3 protein-coding genes are annotated in these 4302 nt (G+C 38.3%); all 3 read left to right on the top strand.

The annotated features are described in order from the left end of the window. Nucleotides 1-480: 480 nt before the first annotated feature. Entirely contained in the window at nucleotides 481-1365 is an 885-nt protein-coding gene (galU, locus tag AC52RT_RS12055) for a UTP--glucose-1-phosphate uridylyltransferase GalU (RefSeq protein WP_495540969.1), read from the top strand. Nucleotides 1366-1396: 31 nt separating this feature from the next. Further along, entirely contained in the window at nucleotides 1397-2581 is a 1185-nt protein-coding gene (locus AC52RT_RS12050; RefSeq protein WP_495540968.1) for a glycosyltransferase family 2 protein, read from the top strand. Between the two features lie 105 nt (nucleotides 2582-2686). After that, on the top strand, nucleotides 2687-4302 hold a 1616-nt coding region (locus AC52RT_RS12045; RefSeq protein ID WP_495540967.1), incomplete at its 3' end, for a CDP-glycerol glycerophosphotransferase family protein.

Here is a 4302-nt window from a genome sequence, read left to right as displayed (position 1 = left end):
ACTTTTTGAATCGTACACTAAAACAAGTCTTCAGTACTTACGTCTATTTAACTGAATAATAGCCAATATTTAAATTAAATACCAATTAACCTCTTCGTTAACGTTTAAAAGATTTCCCTATAACAAGTTAATCAAGGAATTAATCTCTTCTAATGCTTTTTTATCCAGTAAGCGCATGATATATTGTCGTTAAAGAATTTACAAACTTTATTGGGATGAAATATTTACCGATTTATTTGAATAAAAGCTATGCTAGAATAATAATGGAACATTTATAGGTATTCTGGTGAATTTGGATATTATGAAAGTATTATTAGTAATTTTTTAGAAAATAAACGAGGATTTAGTCTGTTTTTTTTTTGTGTCTTTGAAGTTTATACTAGGAATCACATGAAAAAAAGTGACCGACCAACTTTTAATAATATTTTAAAATAATAAATAAAGAACGTGAAGAAAAAGAGAACCATGGAGGAATGAAATTTGAAAAAAGTAAGAAAAGCAATTATACCCGCGGCTGGACTTGGTACGAGGTTTTTACCCGCGACAAAGGCAATGCCAAAAGAAATGCTGCCAATCGTTGATAAACCAACCATACAATACATAATTGAAGAAGCAGTTGCAGCAGGTATTGAGGATATTATTATTGTGACCGGTAAGAATAAGCGCGCAATTGAAGATCATTTTGATCGTGCACCAGCACTTGAAATGGAATTAATAAATAAAGGGAAAAATGAATTGCTTGAGAAAGTGCAATTTTCTTCTAACCTGGCAAACATCCATTATATTCGCCAGCAGGAAGCAAAGGGACTTGGCCATGCTGTGTTAAGTGCACGAACGTTCATTGGAGATGAGCCGTTTGCTGTCCTTCTTGGGGATGATATCGTTCAGAGTGAGACGCCGGGTATTGGTCAACTGATGGCCCAATACGATGAGGTGGGTTCTTCTGTTATTGGTGTGAAGCAGGTACCAGCTAACGAAACACATCGCTACGGAATTATTGATCCAGCAACGAAGGATGGACGAAGCTACGAGGTAACGAAATTTGTTGAAAAGCCTAAGGAAGGAACGTCCCCATCGAATTTAGCCATTATGGGAAGATATGTGTTGACCCCAGAAATATTTGATTACCTGGCTAAACAAGAAGCAGGTGCAGGTGGAGAAATTCAACTTACGGATGCCATTCAAGCATTGAACGAACAGGAAAAGGTATATGCTTATGAGTTTGAAGGCAGACGATTTGATGTCGGAGAAAAACTTGGCTTTGTGAAAACAACGATTGAATTTGCTCTTCAAAACGAGGAAATTGGTGAAGATGTCCGTCTGTTCTTAAAAGAGCTTTTGAAAGAAGAGCCTGTTTACGCTTAAGAATATGCATGACAAGGAGGACACCTGCACCATGAGCCAACCGTATATATCGGTCATTCTGCCGATCTACAATGTAGAAAAATATATTGATGAAGCATTTAACTCGTTATTAAATCAAACCATAGGATTTACAAATCTCGAAATTATCTTAGTCAACGATCGTTCAACAGATGGGACACTTGCGATTCTAGAACGTTATGAGCGGGACTATGAAAATGTTAAATTAATGACACTTCCCAAAAACTCGGGTGCACCTGGTACGCCTCGAAATGTCGGCATGCAGCACACCACGGGTAAATATACTATTTTCCTTGATCCAGATGATTATATTCCATTTGATGCGTATGAAAAGTTATATCGTGTTGCGGAGGAATGGGAATCAGATTTCGTAATGGGCCGAATGATCAGCTTTAATGACAGCAACCCAACCGGACATCAATGGTTCCATATCACGTTCCGCGATTACCTGATGAAGAAAAGCTACTTCAATGTAAATATTGACGAAGTGCCTTTTTTCCTTCAGGTTAAAACAGCCGTGTATTTGAAACTTGTCCGATCCGACTTCATGAAGAAAAATCAGCTGAAGTTTGTGGAAGGCATGAAAAATGGTGAAGATAAGTACTATGATATGCAGCTGTTCACGCTCGCCAAGAAGTTCAGCTACATTCCAGAGACCATTTATCTTTACAGAACCAGGGATGATGAAACCAATCCATCGATGACTCAGCAAGACATGGTGCCAACGATGCTTAATGACTGTAAGGCAGCGATGCTCGTTAAGTCCTTGTTAACAACCGAACAATACCAAACCTTCCAAATCAATGCACTTCGGTCACTGTTTTGGAAATTGATTAATCCTGGGTTTAATTCACTTCCTTATGAAAAGAAAATCTTTCTTCTTGAAAAAATGACACCGGTTATTGAGGGGTACAACCCCAATATTATTCAAAAATATTATAAGTTTGAGTATCCCGTTGTCAGTTTAATTTCAAAACGCGAGTATGATTTGGCGATCGAGTATATTAAACTTCAAATTTCTCGTAAGACGTGGTACCTCGAAGGTAAGGCGTTACTTGAGATTAAAAATACGCAGGATAAAATGCTTTCTAGTATTTCTTGGAAGTTGACGAAACCATTAAGAAAGCTAAACAATTTGCGTCAGATGAAGAGATCGAGTAAGACAAAACAAGATAAAAGTGTATCCGCATTTGAATGATGCGTTAAATAGAGGGATTGGTTGGTTTCGATAAAGAATCTTCCTTTCCTTTTTTCAGTTCATGGCAGGGGAGTTTCGCCCTGCATATAAAGAAGGAGATTACTAATGAATCTGTGTGTACTATTTTTACGAAAAGGTGAGGAGTTAACAAAACGCAAGCTATTTGCCGGTGTTCAGACAATCACCCTAAGTTCTGAACATGTTCTTACATTAGAGGAGATCAAAGCGGATTATCTGTTATTTGTCGATCAAGATATCCACTTTGATGAAGGGTTTCTTACTCCTATCCTGTCAAACCTCTCAAGTGATGTTGACTTCTTACAACTAACCCCTAAACAGGCAAAAGGCAGTATTCATAAACGAGACGACGTGTTCTTGGCAAGTTATGAAAATATTACTGCACTGAAAGTGATTAAAAAGTCGGTACTGTCGAAGCTTGATTATTTTGACATTGGCACGCTAGATCGTCCTATGCTGACAGACTTATATTTTGATTTATTTCAAAAGCCTCTTACATTCAAAACAATCGAAAGCGGCTATCAATTTCCCAACAAAGTGGATGTAGAATCCGTTCAGGAAGAAGTGGAATTGATTACCCATCTTTTATTCGATAAAACAACTGCGGATCGAAGAAAGTTCCTCGTTTTATATAAACGAGCATTGATTGAAAAGCTCTTCAAACTGGCGGATACAAAAGCTTTCGCTGAGCTGCTCCCATATTCTGAACAAGAAGATGTGCTTAAGTTGTTTAGAGAAGTGCTTCTCGATATTGATGATCCAACGTTAACGCAGATGGACTTGGATGGGTATATTCCGTTTGTTCAAATGATTCGTGCTGAATACTACACAGAGGGGATTTATTACCTGCGATTAATGCGGGGAAAACGGTACTGGTACAACCGAAGCAAAAAGCTTAATAAGAAGGTTAAACGGTACCCGATTGCTGAATCAATGTCCTGGAGAGTTACAGCACCTTTGCGTAAAGCTAAAATCGTGTTTAAAAAAATTCGGAATACGTTTATGAAAATAGGTCTCAGCCTGCTAAGTCTGCCGGTTAAACTGCGTTATGCGGGGCAAGAAGTTTGGCTTGTCAGCGAACGTCCTGATCAGGCTGAAGATAACGGCTATGCATTTTTCAAGTATTGTCGTGAAAACCACCCGAATAAAAAAGTCTTTTACCTAATCGACAAGGACTCGCCACATATCGATAAGGTTCAAACACTCGGGAATGTCATTATCCACTCAAGCCTCAAGCATTGGCTGTACATGCTGACTGCAAATAAATATATTAGTGCCTGGGTATTTGACGAGTTTTCCCTGCCAAAGGGATCTGCGGAATTTAAGGATCTATTTGCTTCTGTATATGAGAAGACTCCGCAAATTACCTTACAGCATGGAGTGATTATCCATAATATTGCTCCCTATCTGAGCAAAGAACAATATAATCAACAGCTTTTCATTGCCAGCTCTGAAGCGGAGAAGGAAGTCATTAAGCAAACGTTAGGCTATGAGGATCAAGATGTAGTGGTTACAGGATTAAGCCGCTTTGATAATCTTCATAATCTTACGGTCAAAAAACAAATTCTGATTATGCCGACTTGGAGACGCTCCATCTTTAACCTCAATAAAAGTCAGTTCCTTAGATCGCTGTATTTTAACCGTTATTACCAACTCGTCCGGAACGAGCAGTTGTTAAAGATTCTTGAGGAAAAACAAATTGT

The organism is Peribacillus sp., from assembly GCF_059453735.1.
The sequence above is the reverse complement of the archived record's forward strand: the minus strand, read 5'-3'. Positions and strand labels throughout refer to the sequence as shown.

What these genes read in the sequence shown, in the direction of transcription:
- AC52RT_RS12050 (WP_495540968.1), top strand. Translation starts at nt 1,397, where the DNA reads ATGAGCCAACCGTATATATCGGTCATTCTGCCGATCTACAATGTAGAA.